Origin of the sequence: Vibrio sp. 2017_1457_13, assembly GCF_030851525.1 — a bacterium.
Classification (GTDB): Bacteria; Pseudomonadota; Gammaproteobacteria; order Enterobacterales; family Vibrionaceae; genus Vibrio; species Vibrio metschnikovii.
Map to the genome: position 1 here is coordinate 163,072 of NZ_VHTA01000009.1, position 17,976 is coordinate 181,047.

The window sequence follows — 17,976 nt, forward strand, 5'->3', positions numbered from 1 at the left end:
GAATAGAGCTTAAGAGGCTATAACAATGAGTAAAGAAATTTTAGCGGTCGTTGAGGCGGTTTCTAATGAGAAAGCGGTACCTCGTGAACGTATTTTTGAAGCGTTAGAGACAGCTTTGGCTACGTCGACCAAGAAAAAACACGAAATGGAAATTGAGGTCCGTGTGGCTATCGACCGTAAAACGGGTGAGTTTGAAACTTTCCGTCGTTGGTTAGTGGTTGAAAACGTTGAGCATCCAACCAAAGAGATCTCGTTTGATGCGGCGAATTATGATGATGAAACGGTTCAGTTGGGTGATTACATTGAAGATCAAATTGAGTCAGTGACTTTTGATCGCATTACCACTCAAACGGCTAAGCAAGTGATCGTACAGAAAGTACGTGAAGCCGAACGTGCGCAAATTGTTGAACAGTTTATCGATAACGAAGGTGAGCTTGTCACTGGCGTGGTTAAGAAAGTTAACCGCGATAGCGTGATTGTTGATTTGGGTAATAACGCGGAAGCGGTAATTCTACGTGAAGACCAATTACCACGTGAAAACTTCCGCTCAGGTGACCGAGTGCGTGGTTTGCTCTTTAAAGTGGCACCTGAAGCTCGTGGTTTCCAACTGTTTATTACGCGCTCTAAACCGGAAATGCTTGCTGAACTCTTCCGTGTTGAAGTTCCAGAAATTGGCGAAGAGATGATCGAGCTAAAAGGCGCGGCACGTGATCCTGGTTCTCGCGCTAAAATCGCGGTGAAAAGTAACGATAAGCGCATCGACCCTGTCGGTGCTTGCGTAGGTATGCGTGGTGCACGTGTACAAGCGGTATCTAGTGAGCTTGGTGGTGAGCGTATCGATATCGTGTTGTGGGATGATAACCCTGCGCAGTTCGTTATCAATGCGATGGCTCCTGCTGATGTTGCTTCGATCATTGTTGATGAAGACGCCCACTCAATGGATATTGCTGTTGAAGCCGATAATTTAGCTCAAGCGATTGGTCGCAATGGTCAAAACGTCCGCTTAGCTTCTCAACTTACTGGTTGGGAACTGAACGTGATGACGGTTGCAGATTTACAGAAAAAACATCAAGAAGAATCAACCGCCTCTATCGAGAAATTTATGAAGTACCTCGATATTGAGCAAGATTTTGCCGAGATGTTAGTAGAAGAAGGCTTCTCTACGTTAGAAGAGATAGCTTATGTTCCAGTAAGCGAGTTGCTTGAAATCGATGGTCTGAATGAAGAGATCATCGAAGAAATACGCGCTCGTGCCAAAGAGGCATTAACGACGATTGCCCTAACGCAAGAAGAGTCATTTGAAGGGCTTGAGCCAGCAGATGATCTGCTTGGTTTAGCTGGTTTAGAGCGTGATATGGCATTTAAATTGGCAGCGAAAGGAGTAGCAACTCTGGAAGATCTCGCTGACCAAGGCATCGACGATCTTGAAGGTATTGAAGGCCTAACCGAAGAGCGTGCGGGCGAATTAATTATGGCGGCTCGCAATATTTGTTGGTTTGGCGAAGACGCATAGTTTCAGCAGGGGAGGAAGCGGCATGACACAACTTACAGTTAAAGCACTGAGTGAAGAAATTGGTACGCCAGTTGACCGCTTATTAGAACAGCTTGCTGATGCAGGTATGGAAAAAGCGGGTTCAGATCATGTAAGTGAAGAAGAGAAACAAAAACTTCTTACTCATTTGCGTAAAGAACATGGTGAAGGTTCTGAGCCGACTCGTTTAACCCTCCAGCGTAAAACCCGCAGCACACTGAGTGTGAATGCCGGTGGTGGTAAAAGTAAGAATGTTCAGGTTGAAGTGCGCAAAAAACGGACGTATGTTAAGCGCAGTGTAATTGAAGATGATGCTAAACGTGAAGCTGAAGAAGCAGCGCAACGTGAAGCAGAAGAAAAAGCCAAACGTGAAGCCGAAGCAGCATTGAAACGTGAGGCTGAAGAAAAGGCTGCACGTGAAGCGCAAGAGAAAGCTCAGCGTGAAGCAGAAGAGAAGGCGAAGCGTGAAGCCGAAGAAGCTCAACGTGATGTACCGGTTGAAGTCAATCAAGCAAAACGTGAGCGTTCTGCACAAGATAAATCAAAGCAAGAAGCAGCACGAAAAGAGGCCGAACAATTAAAACGCCGCCAAGAAGAAGAGGCTCAGCGTAAAATTGAAGAGGAAAGTCAGCGTCAGCTAGAGATAGCACGCGAGTTGGCCGAAAAAAATAAAGATCGCTGGTCTGCTGAAGAAGAGAAAAAAGGCAATATGCAAGAAGATACAGATTACCATCTAACCACCTCAACTCATGCACGTGAGGCGGAAGATGAAGCAGACCGTCGTGAAGAAGGCGCTCGTCGTGCAGCCAAATTGAAAAAGACCAAATTATCCTCACGTGATGATAAACAAGAGCGTGGTTCACGTACTCGTGGCGGTAAAGCGGGACGTAAAGGTCGAATTAACAAACCTACATCAATGCAACATGGCTTCGATAAGAGCGCCGTTGTTGCTAAATCAGACGTTGTGATTGGTGAAACCATCGTAATTTCTGAGCTAGCCAATAAGATGTCGGTAAAAGCCACCGAAGTCATCAAAGTGATGATGAAAATGGGCGCTATGGCTACCATCAACCAAGTGATTGACCAAGAAACGGCTCAATTAGTGGCAGAAGAGATGGGACATAAAGTTATTTTGCGTAAAGAAAATGAGCTAGAAGAAGCCATTCTTTCTGATCGTGATAATAAGTTTGAACTGGTTTCTCGTGCTCCTGTCGTAACGATTATGGGCCACGTTGACCATGGTAAAACGTCAACGCTTGACTATATTCGTCGTACTCACGTGGCTGATGCCGAAGCGGGTGGTATTACCCAGCATATCGGTGCTTACCATGTAGAAACGCCTAATGGTATGATTACCTTCCTTGATACTCCGGGACACGCTGCGTTTACTTCAATGCGTGCTCGTGGTGCTCAAGCAACGGATATCGTTGTGTTGGTTGTTGCTGCAGATGATGGCGTAATGCCTCAAACGGTAGAAGCGATTCAGCATGCGAAAGCAGCAGGGGTTCCTCTTATCGTTGCGGTCAACAAAATCGATAAAGAAGCGGCTAATCCAGATAACGTGAAAAATGAGCTTGCTCAGTACGATATCATGCCTGAAGAGTGGGGCGGCGAAAACATGTTCGTCCATATCTCTGCTAAGCAAGGCACCAATATTGATGGCTTACTTGAAGCGATTCTTCTACAAGCAGAAGTGCTTGAGTTGAAAGCCGTTAAAGAAGGTATGGCGTCAGGCGTGGTGATTGAATCTCGCTTAGATAAAGGCCGTGGCCCAGTCGCGACTGTGTTGGTTCAATCGGGTACCTTGAATAAAGGCGACATCGTTTTATGTGGTCAGGAATATGGCCGTGTACGTGCGATGCGTGATGAAGTGGGTAACGAGATTGAGCATGCTGGCCCATCAATTCCAGTTGAGATCCTCGGTTTATCTGGCGTTCCTTCTGCTGGTGATGAAGCAACCGTGGTTCGTGATGAGCGTAAAGCTCGTGAAGTGGCTAACTATCGTCAAGGTAAATTCCGTGATGTTAAACTTGCTCGTCAACAGAAGTCTAAACTTGAGAACATGTTCTCAAATATGGCGGCCGGTGATGTTGCTGAGTTGAACGTGGTACTGAAAGCCGACGTACAAGGTTCTGTAGAAGCGATTGCTGAATCACTGAAAAAACTATCAACTGATGAAGTTAAAGTGAACATTGTCGGTTCTGGTGTTGGCGGTATTACGGAAACGGATGCGGTATTAGCGGCAGCATCTAACGCTATCGTGGTTGGTTTTAACGTGCGTGCCGATGCCTCTGCTCGTCGTACGATTGAAGATGAAAATATCGATCTGCGTTACTACTCGATCATTTACCAATTGATCGATGAAGTGAAGCAAGCGATGAGCGGTATGCTTGCCCCTGAATTTAAGCAAGAGATCATTGGTCTTGCTCAAGTACGTGATGTCTTCAAATCACCAAAACTGGGTGCGATTGCTGGCTGTATGGTAACGGAAGGTACTATTAAGCGTAACAGTCCAATCCGTGTTCTACGTGATAACGTGGTTATTTATGAAGGCGAGCTTGAATCACTACGTCGTTTTAAAGATGATGTAGCTGAAGTTAAGAATGGTTACGAATGTGGTATCGGCGTTAAAAACTATAACGACGTACGCGTTGGTGACCAGATCGAAGTCTTTGAAATCGTTGAGATCCAGCGTACCATCGACTAGCAACTAAAATTGCATTTACGGTAATGTTAGGTTGTTGAATACACCATGGGGGGCTGGGAAACCATCCCCCCATTCTTTCTATTAGTGAGAAAAAATATGCCAAAAGAATTTAGCCGAACTCAGCGAGTGGCTCAGCAATTACAAAAAGAATTAGCGATGATTTTACAGCGTGAAGTTCGTGATTCACGTTTAGGAATGGTTACCATATCCGATGTGGAAGTCTCACGAGACTTAGCGTATGCGAAAGTGTTTGTGACCTTTCTTTGTATCGGAGAGCAAACACCAGAGTCTTGTATTAAAGCGCTGCGTGAGCACGAAGTGCACATTCGTATGATGCTTGGTAAGCGAATTCGCTTACGTCTAACACCAGAAATTCGTTTCCACTATGACAATACTCTTGTCGAAGGGATGCGGATGTCTAACTTAGTCACTGAAGTGGTCAATCAAGATAAACGTCGTCAACAAGATGCAGGTCGAGAGGACGAAGAGTAATGGCACGACGTCGTAAAGGCCGTGCAATTAACGGCGTCTTACTACTCGATAAAACCACGGGCATCTCATCGAACGATATACTACAGAAAGTGAAACGCCTCTATTTTGCTGAAAAAGCAGGACACACCGGTGCGCTTGATCCATTAGCGACGGGGATGTTACCGATTTGTTTAGGGGAGGCGACCAAGTTTTCTCAGTTTTTACTCGATTCTGATAAGCGTTATCGTGTGATTGCTAAACTAGGTCAGCGCACTGATACCTCAGATTCTGATGGTCAAGTAGTAGAAACTCGTCCGGTCAATGTACAGCGTGAAACACTACTGACTCATATTGCTTCTTTTCAGGGGCAAACCTGGCAAGTTCCTTCGATGTTTTCTGCCTTAAAACATCAAGGTAAGCCACTTTATGAGTATGCGCGTCAAGGGATTGAAGTGGCCCGTGAAGCTCGAAAAATCAATGTCTATGAGATCACCTTACACCGTTTTGAAGGCGATGAAGTAGAGATGGAAGTCCACTGTTCTAAAGGGACTTACATTCGAACGATTGTTGATGATTTAGGCGAGATGCTCGGTTGTGGTGCTCATGTCACCATGTTGCGCCGTATTGGAGTCGCCAATTACCCGTATCAAAGCATGGTGACCTTAGAGCAATTGAATGCCTTGGTTGAAGAAGTACAGGGCGAAGAGAGTGAGAAGTATCAGCGATTGGATGAATTGCTACTGCCAATGGATACGGCTGTACAAGATTTGCCAGAGGTTAACCTGATTGCTGAACTTGCCCATATGGTTCAACATGGACAAGCGGTGCAAGTTTTCGGAGCCCCCACCGAAGGTCTGGTTAGAATGACTGAAGGCGAACAACGACGTTTTCTTGGCGTAGGGCAAATTGATCAAGATGGAAAAGTCGCTCCGAAACGTTTAGTGGTTTATCCACAATAATCCGCTCAGGCTAAGCGAGTTTGCGCTTGTGTGTCTGCGCGTTATTCCCTATAATTCGCGCTCGCGTGTCGGCTGAATCAGAGATTGGCTGGCACAATAATAAACTTAACTCTTTAGGAGAGAATAATGTCTCTGAATGCAGAAACTAAAGCAGCAATCGTTGCTGAATACGCACGTGCCGAAGGCGATACTGGTTCACCAGAAGTACAAGTAGCACTACTGACTGCTTCTATCAACCACTTACAAGGTCACTTCAAAACGCACAAAGGCGATCATCACAGCCGTCGTGGTCTGCTACGTATGGTTTCAAGTCGTCGTAAACTTCTAGACTACCTAAAAGGTAAAGATCTAGGACGCTACCAAGACCTTATCAAACGTCTAGGCCTACGTCGCTAATCAGTGGCTGCATAGTACAGTTTGTTTAAAAAAGGGGCTAATGCCCCTTTTTTTGTTATCTAAATTTGGCATATCCCTAGCTAAGTAGTTTATACTACATCCCGTCCAACTTTGATGGTTGGCACGATTATTTCTCATCGCATTACAGTCACCCCAGTCGACCAGCAGGTCGCGGCTATTAAAAACAGATTAGGATCAGCGAGTCTTTTTTTACTAGTCGCGATTGGTAGTGCTTTGAGTCTTGTTCAATTTATCTAGGTCTCACCTAGAAAAGGAAAAACTTAATGTTCGAAAAACCAGTAGTGAAAACTTTCCAATACGGTAATCATACCGTGACGTTAGAAACCGGTGTAATGGCTCGCCAAGCGACAGCCGCTGTGATGGCGACGATGGATGATACCGCCGTTTTTGTTTCTGTGGTTGGTAAAAAAGACGCCGTAGAAGGACAAGATTTCTTCCCATTAACGGTTAACTACCAAGAGCGTACCTACGCTGCGGGTAAAATTCCTGGCGGTTTCTTTAAGCGTGAAGGTCGTCCTTCAGAAAGTGAAACGTTAATCGCTCGTCTTATCGACCGTCCTATTCGCCCTCTGTTCCATGATGCTTTTACTAACGAAGTACAAGTGATTGCCACGGTAGTATCGGTTAACCCAAATGTTCAACCAGATATCGTTACCATGATTGGTACCTCTGCTGCGTTAGCGATTTCTGGCATGCCATTTAATGGTCCAATTGGTGCTGCTCGTGTTGGTCATATCAATGGTCAATTGGTACTTAACCCAAGCCCGAAAGAGTTGGATCAATCACGTCTTGACCTTGTTGTTGCAGGTACGGAAGGCGCGGTGTTGATGGTTGAGTCAGAAGCCGACATCCTTAGCGAAGAAGAGATGCTAGCCGCGGTCGTTTATGGTCACGATCAACAACAAGTGGTCATTAATGCCATCAATGAATTCGCAGCTGAAGTAGCTACGCCATCTTGGGATTGGGTTGCACCACAAGAAAATACCGCATTAAAAGAGAAAATTGCTCAGCTAGCTGAAGTTCGTCTAACCGAAGCGTACCAAATCATCGAAAAAATGGCGCGTTACGAGAAAGTCGCGGCGATCAAAGCCGATGTCATTGCGGCGATCTTGGCTGAAGATGATTCGCAAGATGTAATGAAAATTAAGAAGCTGCTAGGCGCACTTGAAAAACAAGTGGTTCGTGGTCGCATCATTGCGGGTGAAAAACGTATTGATGGTCGTGAAAAAGACATGATCCGTGCCTTGGATGTACGTACGGGTGTATTACCACGTACTCATGGTAGTTCTTTGTTCACTCGTGGTGAAACGCAAGCATTAGTCACGGCGACACTAGGCACTCAGCGTGATGCTCAAATTATCGATGAGTTAACGGGTGAGCGTAAAGATTACTTCATGCTGCATTACAACTTCCCTCCTTACTGTGTTGGTGAGACAGGTTTTGTTGGTTCACCTAAGCGTCGTGAAATTGGTCATGGTCGTTTGGCTAAGCGCGGTATCGCAGCGGTAATGCCTTCTGCGGATGAATTCCCGTACACGGTACGTGTTGTTTCTGAGATCACTGAATCAAACGGTTCATCATCAATGGCCTCAGTATGTGGTTCATCTTTGGCTCTTATGGATGCTGGCGTGCCTATTAAGGCTTCTGTTGCTGGTATCGCAATGGGCCTAGTCAAAGAAGACGAGAATTTCGTTGTTCTTTCTGACATTTTAGGTGATGAAGATCATCTTGGTGATATGGACTTTAAAGTGGCAGGTACCTCAAATGGTGTGACTGCACTACAGATGGATATCAAGATCGAAGGTATCACTAAAGAGATCATGCAGATTGCTCTGAACCAAGCGAAAGGTGCTCGTTTGCACATTCTTTCAGTTATGGATCAAGCAATTGCTGGTGCCCGTGATGATATTTCAGAATTTGCGCCTCGTATCCATACCATGAAGATCAGCTCTGAAAAGATCAAAGATGTGATTGGTAAAGGCGGTGCAGTGATTCGTATGTTGACCGAAGAAACGGGCACGACGATTGAAATCGAAGATGACGGTACGATCAAAATTGCTGCCACTGACGGTGATCAAGCGCAAGAAGCGATTCGTCGTATTCTGCAAATTACCGCGGAAGTCGAAGTCGGTAAGATTTATACGGGTAAAGTTGCTCGTCTTGCTGATTTTGGTGCCTTTGTAACGATTCTTCCTGGTAAAGATGGCCTAGTACATATTTCACAAATCGCAGATAAGCGTATTGAAAAAGTGTCAGACGTCCTTGCAGAAGGCCAAGAAGTACAAGTAAAAGTGTTGGAGATAGACCGTCAAGGTCGTGTTCGTTTGAGCATGAAAGAAGCGGTAGAGAAACCAGCAGAAGAAGCCAGTGCAGAAAACACTGCACCTGCGGCAGAATAATCGCTTAACGACAGAAGTGAAATAACAGTTTTCGCTTTTTCGTGATAAAGCATGTTATAAAGGGAGCCTATTCGCTCCCTTTTTTATTGATTAGGGGAACCACAGGAGTACTGATTTGTGAAATGGTTTCAAAGCGCTCTAGTAAGTGTCATGATTTTGTTATTGGCTGGATGCGCCGTAAAAGGTGGTTCTCAAGCAACGCACTGGGTTTATCCACCGATGGCGATTCCCTTGCAATCCACGATTCAGCAGGAAGTGCAGATTGCTCGTTTAAGCCAATTATTGCAGCGTACCGATTTGAACGATGAACTGCGAGCAAAAATGTTTTTTGAACGTGGCAATGGCTACGATAATCTCGGACTGCGAGATCTAGCACGATTAGACTTTACTCAGTCATTGGCCTTAAACCCGGCTCAGCCAGATATTTTTAATTTGCTTGGGGTTTATTATACCGAAGCAGGTGAATTTGATGCTGCCTATGAAGCATTTGACTCTACTTTAGAACTTGATCCAAGCAACGAATATGCCCTTAGAAACCGCGCTATCGCCCTGTATTATGGTGACCGTCCAGAGCTCGCGTTACAAGATATTCAAGCTCATTATCAGCAAGACCCGAGCGACCCTTTTCGCGCTTTGTGGCTCTACATTATTCAATCGGATGTCAATCCACAGCAAGCGAAGCACGATTTATTGAACCGCTATCAAGATCATGATGAACAGTGGGGCTGGGTATTAGTTGGCGTGATGCTGGATGAGATTCCACAAGATCAGGTGTTTAAAGCGCTATTAAGCACCACCCGTGATAATACCTTATTGGCACAGCAGCTCACCGAGGCGTACTTCTATCTTGGTAAACGTTATCAAATGGAAGATAACTTTGCACAGGCTATTTCGCTGTATAAATTAGCGATTGCTTTTAATGTCTATGAGTATGTTGAGCATCGTTATGCCTTTATTGAATTAGGCCGTATGTATCATGATTTACGAGAAGCTCATTTAGCCAAAGCGCGAGTGGCGCAATAAGTGAGTCGATTGACGCCCAAGCCAATTTTTATGAGTTGGGCGTCAGAGAACTATTGATAATGAACGTCTAATCCTGGTAATTGATGCCAATAACCATTGCATTGATGGTTGTCTAACCGTTGAGGATGCTCGGCGTTTTGATTGGCTTTAAACGCATCGATAAGTGAAAAAGTCTCCTGCCCTAATGGACTAAGACGAACGACATCGACGAATCCTTGCATGCCCGCTTGCTCATTGATTAAGTTATAGCAATAGCCAGATTGAGTTTGAATGCCATTGAGGTTAAAGACGGCTTGCCCCTCCTGACTGGTGACCTGAATACCGGTCGGATAGCGAATACAACAGGTTTGACACTCGTCTTTGGCTAGGTTTTCTGCGCGCGCGGTGAAACAACGGGCCGAATAGGCGAGTGGTAAATAACCATGCGCAAACACCTCGGTGGTAAATTTGCCACGAATATTCAAATCATCACACTGATTCAACACATTGATTAACCATTCACGCGATAACTCGACGGGCATACACCAGCGAATCATACCTTGTTGTAGAAACCGTTTGAGCACATAAGCGTTATAACAATTGATAGCAGGACCAACGACAAACGGGACGCCTTGTTGATAAGCAAGCTGAATCGCTGCCACGTCATTCGCTTCAATAGTAAACTCACCATTATCAATGTACTTCTTCATCAGATTGATTTCACTGGGCGCTTCTAAGAGCGCCATGGTCGAGAGGACGACTTCTTTTCCTGCTGCCGCGAGCTGCTTGGCAATATCAAACCAATCGCCCGCTTTCATTTCGCGACGTTTCGAACAGACGGTTTCGCCTAAATAAACGATATCCGCTGAGCTAGACAGAGCGTGTTGATAAAACGATTCGACGTCTGTTTTGGGCCAAAAATACAGTAATGGGCCTAAAGCGTATTTCATGATTTTCTATCCTATCATTGCCACTGTCGATGGTATGCACCGAGTGTGGTTTGTCTTCCTTCCGACACATTCGCTAAGCAGTTATCCCATTCCGTTCGAACTTGGTAGCGCTCTGGTGCAGCAAGATAGCTATCAATGGCTGCACGCCAAGTTTTCGTCACTTGTTCAACGTAAGCAGGGCTGCGCTGTCGTCCTTCAATTTTGACCGAGGCAACGTTAGCCGCAAACAATTCAGGTAACATAGACAAGGTATTTAAACTGGTGGGCTCTTCAAGTGCATGATAATGCTTAGATTGACCGGCGATATCACTGATAAAGCGTCCTTTACACAGGGTCGGGTAGCCCGCATTTTCACCATGCGTATAGCGGTCGATAAGAACATTATTTAAGCGAGATTCAAGCCCATTAGCGGTTTCTTGCCAGCGAACATATTTGGCTGGTGAGCAAGCGCCAACCGTATTGGGAGACTCGCCGGTTAGGTAAGAAGACAGATAACAACGACCTTCGGACATAATGCATAAACTGCCAAAAGCGAAAACTTCTAGCTCTACACCGGAAGGGATTGTCCGAGACAGTTGTTTTACTTGATGAATGGAGAGTACTCGAGGCAGCACAACTCGCTTAATATTAAACTGTTGTTGGTAGTACTCAATTGCTTTGACATTCGTCGCTGAAGCTTGTACCGAAAGGTGCAGCTCCATATCCGGGTAATGTTGTGTCGCGTAATCGAGTAAGGCAATATCAGCGATGATCAAAGCATCAACACCAGAGTTTGCTGCATTATCGACGGCTTGCGTCCAACGCTGAAATCCCTCTGGATGAGCGAAAGTGTTTAAAGCGACATGAACTTTTTTATGTCGGTCATGGGCATATTGGATCGCTTTATCGAGTTTGTTACCACTGAAATTGAGTCCTGCGAAGTGCCGGGCATTGGTCTCATCTTTAAATCCGAGATAGACCGCGTCTGCGCCACAATCAACGGCGGTTTTTAGGGCGGGTAAATTACCCGCTGGGCAGAGTAGTTCCATTGCTCATTACTGTTTTTTGATAAATGTGCGTTAGTGTAGGAATTATTCTGTGTTAGGGAATTGATATAAGGCAGGTTTCACTCAATCAATGGCTATTTTAAGTAATTCAAAGGGAAGAAAATTCTCGGATTATTGATCATCAATGGTGACGAGAGTAGCCGGACGGAGTGCTTTAGTGGCTACGGCGATGCTGGGAAAAAAGTACTTCAACCTCTTCTTTAGGTTGGGGACGATAAAAATGAAAACCTTGGATCGTATGGCAATGAAGGTTAGATAACAGTATCGCCTGTTGTTGAGTTTCAACGCCTTCTGCTACCACGGTTAGATTAAGGGATTGACCCAGTTTAATAATGCTTTCGATCACCGTGATCTGTTTGGGTAAGTTATCCATATCGCTGATAAACGATCGATCAATTTTTAATTCGTCGATCGGGAAACGGGCTAAATACGCTAGCGATGAATAGCCAGTTCCAAAATCGTCAATCGATAAGCTAAAGCCTAATTTTTTTATCGCATTCAGCATTTGCAGAGTATGTTCACTACCACTCATGATCGCGCTTTCGGTTAATTCAAAGGTAATATAACGAGGATTTAACTGTGTTTGGCGAAGTAACTTAGTCAGATAATCGATCAACTGTGGGTTGGCAAATTGTTCAGGCGAGATATTGATCGCGACATTGCCTGGCAGTAGGTTTTGCTGCTCCCAACGCTTGACGGTAGTAAACACTTCACGGATCACCACTCGGCCCAAATGTTCGATTAACCCGGCTTTTTCTGCGACCGGAATAAAAGCCCCAGGACTGATGTACCCTTCAATCGGATGCTTCCAGCGTACCAATGCCTCAGCACCATTAATACTAAAATCACGAGCGTTGACTTTGGGTTGATACCAGACTTCCAAACCATTTTGTTGCAAGGCTTTTTGCAGCTCAATTTCCAGCCACAAGCGCATGCGCGCTTCTTTGTTCATTTGATTATCAAACTGCACTAAGCGGTTACGGCCACGCTCTTTGGCTTCATACATGGCAGTATCGGCATTTTGTAGTAGAACGCGAGCATTGTGGCCATCACCGGGGTAAACCACGCTGCCAATAGAGCAGGCCAATCGTTTGCTAAAGTGATGCAAATCAAAAGGTTGATTAATTAAGTTGATGATCCGTTCAGCGAGAATCTCACCGCTGTGGCGATGCTCTGGGTAAGGTAAAATAAGCGCAAATTCATCCCCACCCAGATGACCGAGTATCGCTTGCGCCGGAAGTAGGCGTTTTAGACGAATTGCCACTTCTTTAATGACGTTATCGCCGATATGGTGTCCTAATGAATCATTAATATTTTTAAAGTTATCAATGTCGAGATAGAGCATGATCAACGGCGTATGTTGTTCAATAAGATGATCAAGGCGTTTGATAAAACCAGCGCGCGTATAGACGCCACTTAACGAATCCACATACCCTTCATCGGCCGGATAAGACGATGAAAGAGGGGCCATCGTCGATTTATCTTCCATAACCACCAGCTGTACATGACTACCGAACAGTGGCGTTCTGACCGCGCTTAACTGGACTCTTTTAGGAGGGCCGTAATCAGCATGTGTGAAACAGTGGATAGGATTGATCAGCAACTGTTGAACTAAGGTGTGATTAAAACCACTTTGGCTGCTTTCATCGCTAAATAATGATGAAAGCGTTTCTCCCAACAAATCCTGTGTTTCATCGAAGCCAAGTAAGCGCGCTGCAGAAGGATTCGCGGCCAATATACAATCATCTTCAATTAAGAAAACCCCTTCATTAAGGAGTGCACTGAGTGCGCTGAACTTAAGTTCAGATTCTTGCAGTGAATGTAAGAGCCTGTGTTGTTCTGAGGTCTCTAAGGCATGAACAATAATATAATCAGGGTGGTGAGGCGTCTGAATCAGTGGTGTAATATTGATGTGCCATTGACTCGTGCTACATGATGGATGATTGAGAGTTAATGTCAGTTCTTGTGCCTGTCCAGCAAAGGCATTGATATAATAAGGTTTTACTTGCTGATAGAAAGCGTCTCCGAACGTATCGCTATCATTCATACCAATCAATTCAAAGCAAGTTAAACCGGTTAGTTCGGCATAATGCTCATTGATTAAAACATAGTGATGTTGGTTATCTAAAATAGCCATAAACGCCGGACTAGAATCGGCAAGATGGCCAAACCAATAGGATAAATCTTGAGCGGCCATCAAAATATGACCAATGCTATACAGTATGTACTATTCACGGTAAGAATTACTCATCAGAAACCCATCAACTATAACCTTGATTTGATAGGCTGGAAAGCGTCATTGCTCATCTTAATCGATAACCATTTTTTGATGCATAACAGGTATTGTGACCTTAACATCCATTATGATGGGCGTTCAGTCTCTTAAGGTAATGGATAATACGCGTGATAAACAAGATTCGTCGTCAACTCGTACAAAACGCCCCATCAATTTTGCGATCTCCAGTCCATTTATTGCCTCATCGAGTACAAAAAACAGCCTTGTTAGAAGGGCTGAAGTTAGTGTTTCAAGAAGCACTCGCTGATGGCGATTTTGAGTTTCTTGAGGGAAAATGGCTTAAAATCGAAATACATGATCTCGCATTACGTTGGTTTATTAGCTATCAACATCCGCAGTTAATTGTGGCCGATCGCCCTTGCCAAGAAGATGTCAGTTTTAGTGGGTATTTGAATGATTTTATTTTAATTGCTGGTCGTAAAGAGGATCCTGATACCTTGTTCTTCCAAAGACGTTTGTCGATTGAAGGAGATACCGAATTAGGATTGGCTGTCAAAAACTTGATGGATAGTGTGGATCTTGAACAATTACCTCCAGTATTGCAAATTTTGCTTCACCAGTTGGCTGATTTTGTGCATAAAGGCATGCAGATGCCAAACACACAAAATGAGGTAATGAATGCTTATTCGAACTGAAGCTCCTGCGGATATTCTCGCTGTTGAGCGATTATTAAGCGCGGTATTCGCTACCAATAGTGAAGCTAATTTGGTGACATCACTACGTGAGAATGGACGTCGAACGCTGTCATTAGTGGCTTGTGACGAGCAAGGGGAGATTGTCGGCTACGCTCTGTTTAGTCCAGTGACACTCAATGGTGAGGATCTCAACTGGCAAGGATTAGCACCATTAGCCGTGGCGAAAGAATATCGCCAGCAAGGCATCGGTGCATTGCTGGTGAATGAAGGGTTAAGTTCACTCGGTGAGCTTGGTTATCCTGCTTGTGTGGTGTTAGGAGATCCTAATTACTATCAACGGTTTGGGTTTAAAGAAGCACAGACTCATGGTTTTTCTTGTCCATGGCCTGAGCTTGCCTCTGCTTTTCAAGTGGTCGCTTTATGGGAGGATGCCTTCATTGATCGTCAAGGTATCATTGAATATTGCCCTGAATTTACCGATGCCTTTAAGCATTTAGATAAGTAACAGAATAGCTCTCAATACTTCTGCTATAGGCTTGATGGTCGATATTTGTTAGCATATGCAGATAAATTTCGTGAAGTAGAACACTATGTTTGAGCCGCAACATTATTTACAAGCGATGGGTATTCAAGAGTGGCAGCTTATTCATCCACAGCGATTGGCTGGCTACTCCCCCCCGATAGAGTCTCTCGATAAACAGTGCCGATTATTACTGGTTAGCTCGCTTTTGCCTTCCGGTTCACAATTGGTTTGGTTGGAACGAGTATTAAACAGTTTTAATCTCAATTTATCACAAGCCAGACATGTCTATCCTCAGCAACTCTGTCAATTGGAACTCAATGATCTGCAATGGATATGGTATGTCGATTGTCAAGCAAGTGCCGTCACAACGGCAAATGCATTACACACGCCAGCGTTAAGCGAAGTTGAAGGCAACACGCATTATCGACGAGATTTATGGCAACAAATCTGTGCCTACGGAGCGCAATAAATAATGAGTATCCATTTTGTTCCCCTTTCTGTTGAACATTTACGCCAAGTTTGGTCGATAGAACAACAGGCTCATTCTCACCCTTGGTCACAGAGCATGATTAATGATTTAGCTAGCCGTGGCGCATGCCATCGAGCTATGTTACTTAACGATCAGCTATTGGGGTACTATTATGCGCAGCATGTTGTCGGTGAAATTACCTTACTTAACTTAGCGATTGCGCCAAGTGAGCAGGGTAAAGGTTACGGTAAGCAATTGATTGAAGACTTTATTCAGCAAGGTGAGCGCTTGCAAGCACAAAGTGCTTGGTTAGAAGTGCGAGCGAGTAACCAACGCGCTTTTCAGTTGTATCAAGATGCAGGTTTTAACGAGATTGATCGACGTTTTAATTATTACCCGACCGAGCATGGCAAAGAAGATGCGATCATCATGAGTTATTTCTTCCTTTGATTTCTTCATTCACTAATACTTCAGCGTTGTGGGTATCGCGCTCTTTTTATTCATCGCTAAGACGTTTTTGAGTAACAATGGTGAGTAAATCGTTGCTCAAGTTCTTGACAGGTCAACGGCTTATCAAACAAATAACCTTGAAACTGTGTGCAACCCATGGTTTTTAGTGCTTCTAGCTCGAACTTATCTTCAACGCCCTCGGCAATCACTTGCAAATCAAGACGTTTGGCAATCAATAAAATAGTATCGACAATCGCCTGTGCGCTAGGATCTAAGTGTAATTGGGTAACAAAAGAACGATCGATTTTTAATACGTCAACCGCAAGATCTTTTAAGTAGCGTAGCGATGAATACCCCGTGCCAAAATCATCAATCGCCAGATGCAGCGACTGACTTTTTAGTTGAGCAATTTTTTGAATGGCTTCATCGATATTCTCTAACAGTAAGCCTTCAGTGATTTCTAACTCAATATAATCACCACTGATCCCGCTTTGCTGCAAAGTTGCGACGATATGCTCTACAAAAGAAGCCTGTGAAAATTGAAGAGGGCTAATATTGATCGCTAGACGGCGAAAATGTTCAGGAAGCACGCCACGTTTTTGCCATTGAGAGAGTTGATAACAAGCTTGCTCGATGATCCAGCGGCCAATCGGTAAAATCTGTCCGGTCTCTTCGGCGACCGGCATAAAAATACCGGGAGGAAGTAACCCTTTTTCTGGATGATGCCAACGGATTAACGCTTCGACGCCGATCAATTGATGCTGCTCATTCACTTGTGGTTGGTAATAAAGCTCTAATTGATGGAATTGCAAAGCTTCATGAAGCCCCTTCTCTATATCAAGAAACGTCTCTACTTGCGCCTGCATTTCGGGTTCATAAAATAAATATTTATTTCGCCCACAGGTTTTTGCACGGTAAAGGGCGGTATCCGCTTGTCGAAACACATCCAAACTGGTGACCCCTTCAGAAGGGAAGGTGGCAATGCCAATACTGGCAGTACAATACAGCTGGTGGCCATCGATCGAGTGAGGATTAGCCAACAAAGCCAGTAACTGCTGAGCGATACTGGAAATTTGTTGATAAGGTAAACTAGGAATAATGATTGCAAATTCATCACCACCGACTCTAGCGGCAGTATAACTATGGTTTGCCCAAGCTTGTAAACGGTGGGCAATGGATTGAATTAAGGTGTCACCAATCGTGTGTCCTAAAGAATCATTAATGGTTTTAAAGCGGTCTAAATCTAAGTAAAAAAGCGCACCCGTTTGCTGGCGTTGATGTGCGTATTCAATCGCTTGAGTCAGTGTTTGCAGCAATAGTCCTCGGTTAGCTAATCCAGTTAAGCCGTCGTAGTAGGCTAAATAGTTTAGTTTGGCTTGCGCTTTTTCTTTGTCTTGCCATAAAGAATGAAAGCTAGAGGCAAGCTCGCTTAATTCATCTTTGGGGCGTAGTAAATTGGTGGGGATGGGTGATTGAGCCGTAGGTAATGAACGTACCCAGTCAATTAAGCTGGTGATAGGACGCGAGAGTTTGCGATAAAAAAAGGCCAGTAAAATAACCGTTAATAACGTATTACGCAGTAAGTCAAACAGAATCACTCGGGTGGTTTTGGCGATAAACGCATGAGCAATGCTATTGCCATCAATCATAAAAGTCAGTTTGCCGACCACAATCTGTGAATCGGGTTGATGTAATTCACTGACAAAAACTGGACTTTCAGGTGTAAGGTAACTCACCAAACCGTTTATCATTAATGAGTGATGACTGATAGGTCGTTGCTGCTTAGCCAGTACATCACCAAAATCATCAATCACTGCTGCGTTAATGATGGCAGGATCCGTCATTAAAGAAGAGACCACTTGCTCTGCCAATAGATGATTAAGGTGGTAAGCCGCTTGGCTGGCATTGGTGTAATTTTGCACGAGTTTGAATTGATAATACTCTTCAACTCGTTTTTGTTCATGATGCAAATCGACCAAAGTATGGTACATGCTAAAGCACAGGCCAACCAACACGGAGACCCAAAATACGGTGTTCGCTTGTCGAAACGCAAGGGAGTTGATAGGCTTTAATGTCATCAGCGTTGAATCTATTTTTAGGTGTTTAGTATTTATAGTTCAT

At 44.4% G+C, this 17,976-nt stretch carries 15 protein-coding genes; 11 read left to right on the forward strand and 4 right to left on the reverse strand.

The genetic code is table 11. The features are described from left to right. The first annotated feature begins 25 nt into the window (after positions 1-25). From nusA to nlpI, 7 genes are all read left to right on the forward strand, one after another. Positions 26-1,513, forward strand: coding sequence for a transcription termination factor NusA (nusA, locus tag FKN88_RS14045; RefSeq protein ID WP_004394160.1), 1,488 nt, complete (start codon positions 26-28; stop codon positions 1,511-1,513). A 22-nt stretch (positions 1,514-1,535) separates the two neighbouring features. Beyond that, on the forward strand, positions 1,536-4,238 hold the full coding sequence (infB, locus tag FKN88_RS14050) for a translation initiation factor IF-2 (RefSeq protein WP_004394157.1): 2,703 nt from the start codon (positions 1,536-1,538) through the stop codon (positions 4,236-4,238). A gap of 96 nt (positions 4,239-4,334) precedes the next feature. Next, complete coding sequence (rbfA, locus tag FKN88_RS14055) at positions 4,335-4,730, forward strand: 30S ribosome-binding factor RbfA (protein ID WP_004394156.1); 396 nt, start codon at positions 4,335-4,337, stop codon at positions 4,728-4,730. After that, positions 4,730-5,668: a tRNA pseudouridine(55) synthase TruB gene (gene truB / locus FKN88_RS14060; RefSeq protein WP_004394155.1), complete on the forward strand. Its 939-nt coding sequence runs from the start codon at positions 4,730-4,732 to the stop codon at positions 5,666-5,668. The genes rbfA and truB overlap by 1 nt, the downstream gene beginning before the upstream one ends. Positions 5,669-5,794: 126 nt before the next feature. Continuing rightward, positions 5,795-6,064, forward strand: coding sequence for a 30S ribosomal protein S15 (gene rpsO / locus FKN88_RS14065; RefSeq protein WP_004394154.1), 270 nt, complete (start codon positions 5,795-5,797; stop codon positions 6,062-6,064). A gap of 284 nt (positions 6,065-6,348) precedes the next feature. Continuing rightward, positions 6,349-8,484 (forward strand): polyribonucleotide nucleotidyltransferase, encoded by a 2,136-nt coding sequence (gene pnp, locus FKN88_RS14070; RefSeq protein ID WP_004394153.1) that lies wholly within the window; start codon positions 6,349-6,351, stop codon positions 8,482-8,484. 117 nt (positions 8,485-8,601) lie between these two features. Then, the gene (gene nlpI / locus FKN88_RS14075) at positions 8,602-9,507 is read left to right on the forward strand and encodes a lipoprotein NlpI (RefSeq protein ID WP_154170240.1); all 906 of its coding nucleotides are present in this window, start codon (positions 8,602-8,604) and stop codon (positions 9,505-9,507) included. A gap of 50 nt (positions 9,508-9,557) precedes the next feature. Here nlpI and FKN88_RS14080 read toward each other — a convergent pair whose 3' ends face one another. From FKN88_RS14080 to FKN88_RS14090, 3 genes are all read right to left on the reverse strand, one after another. After that, positions 9,558-10,436, reverse strand: coding sequence for a U32 family peptidase (locus FKN88_RS14080; RefSeq protein ID WP_004394150.1), 879 nt, complete (start codon positions 10,434-10,436; stop codon positions 9,558-9,560). A 14-nt stretch (positions 10,437-10,450) separates the two neighbouring features. Continuing rightward, a complete protein-coding gene (locus FKN88_RS14085) occupies positions 10,451-11,464 on the reverse strand; it encodes a peptidase U32 family protein (protein WP_004394149.1) in 1,014 nt (337 codons plus the stop codon). Positions 11,465-11,636: 172 nt separating this feature from the next. Next, entirely contained in the window at positions 11,637-13,679 is a 2,043-nt protein-coding gene (locus tag FKN88_RS14090; RefSeq protein ID WP_154170242.1) for a bifunctional diguanylate cyclase/phosphodiesterase, read from the reverse strand. Between the two features lie 206 nt (positions 13,680-13,885). On the opposite strand from FKN88_RS14090, the gene FKN88_RS14095 reads away from it, so the two are divergent. From FKN88_RS14095 to rimI, 4 genes are all read left to right on the forward strand, one after another. Next, the gene (locus tag FKN88_RS14095) at positions 13,886-14,413 is read left to right on the forward strand and encodes an SCP2 domain-containing protein (RefSeq protein ID WP_040903790.1); all 528 of its coding nucleotides are present in this window, start codon (positions 13,886-13,888) and stop codon (positions 14,411-14,413) included. Further along, entirely contained in the window at positions 14,397-14,918 is a 522-nt protein-coding gene (locus FKN88_RS14100; RefSeq protein WP_170904714.1) for a GNAT family N-acetyltransferase, read from the forward strand. Before FKN88_RS14095 ends, FKN88_RS14100 begins: the two co-directional genes overlap by 17 nt. 85 nt (positions 14,919-15,003) lie before the next feature. Further along, positions 15,004-15,405, forward strand: a complete 402-nt coding sequence (locus tag FKN88_RS14105; RefSeq protein ID WP_154170246.1) for a DNA polymerase III subunit psi — start codon at positions 15,004-15,006, stop codon at positions 15,403-15,405. A 3-nt stretch (positions 15,406-15,408) separates the two neighbouring features. Next, complete coding sequence (gene rimI, locus FKN88_RS14110; protein ID WP_040903786.1) at positions 15,409-15,855, forward strand: ribosomal protein S18-alanine N-acetyltransferase; 447 nt, start codon at positions 15,409-15,411, stop codon at positions 15,853-15,855. A 56-nt stretch (positions 15,856-15,911) separates the two neighbouring features. Here the strand turns inward: rimI and FKN88_RS14115 are convergent, their stop codons facing one another. Further along, positions 15,912-17,936 carry a bifunctional diguanylate cyclase/phosphodiesterase gene (locus FKN88_RS14115; protein WP_170906311.1) on the reverse strand — a complete coding sequence of 675 codons (2,025 nt, stop codon included), beginning with the start codon at positions 17,934-17,936 and terminating at the stop codon, positions 15,912-15,914. Positions 17,937-17,976 lie beyond the last annotated feature (40 nt).